This is a genomic window from Rhizobacter sp. P3_B12 (assembly GCF_056402895.1).
Genome location: NZ_JBFUGN010001711.1, coordinates 1 through 610, shown reverse-complemented (window position 1 = coordinate 610; position 610 = coordinate 1). Strand labels below are relative to the sequence as shown.

Here is a 610-nt window from a genome sequence, read left to right as displayed (position 1 = left end):
GTCCTGGTACTGGTTGAAGTCGGTCGCGCGGATCTCGAGCTGCACGCCGATCTTCGCGAACTGCTTGACCATCCAGTCGAGCTCGGCGCGGAACTCCGGTGTGATCGCGCGCTGGAAGTCGTAGTTCAGCACCAGCGGGCGGCCGGTCTTCGCATCGCGGCCGTCGGGGTAGCCGGCCTGGGCCAGCAACTGCTTGGCCTCGTCGATCGAGCGGCGCACGACGCGGCCGTCGACCATCTTGTGCGTGATCGGGTTGTAGCCCTCGGGCGTGCCGTGGCGCGAGCCGAACAGGCCGGCCGGCACCGGGCCGTGCGCCGCGACGCCGCCCTTCTGGATGAAGATGCGGCCATAGCCTTCTTCCCAGTCGATCGCGATCGAGACGGCCTGGCGCAGCTTGCGGTGGCGCTCGTCTTCCTCCGGCGTCGCGCCCTTGCCGACCACCGGGTCGAGCATGTTGAAGCCGAGGTACCAGATCGAGATGTCGACCGTCTGCGGGAACTGGAAGCCGCGCTCCTCGAAGCGCTTCTTGACCTCGTCCGAGTCGTTCGCATCGGCCAGGAAATCGGGTCCCCAGTCGACGCGCTCGACCTCGGGCTCGTCCAGGTAGCCC

At 67.9% G+C, this 610-nt stretch carries 1 protein-coding gene; it reads right to left on the bottom strand.

Features of this window, described 5'->3' with window-relative positions:
- A partial coding sequence (locus AC1D01_RS37810) for an ABC transporter substrate-binding protein (RefSeq protein ID WP_477875101.1) occupies positions 1–610 on the bottom strand: 610 nt, incomplete at both ends.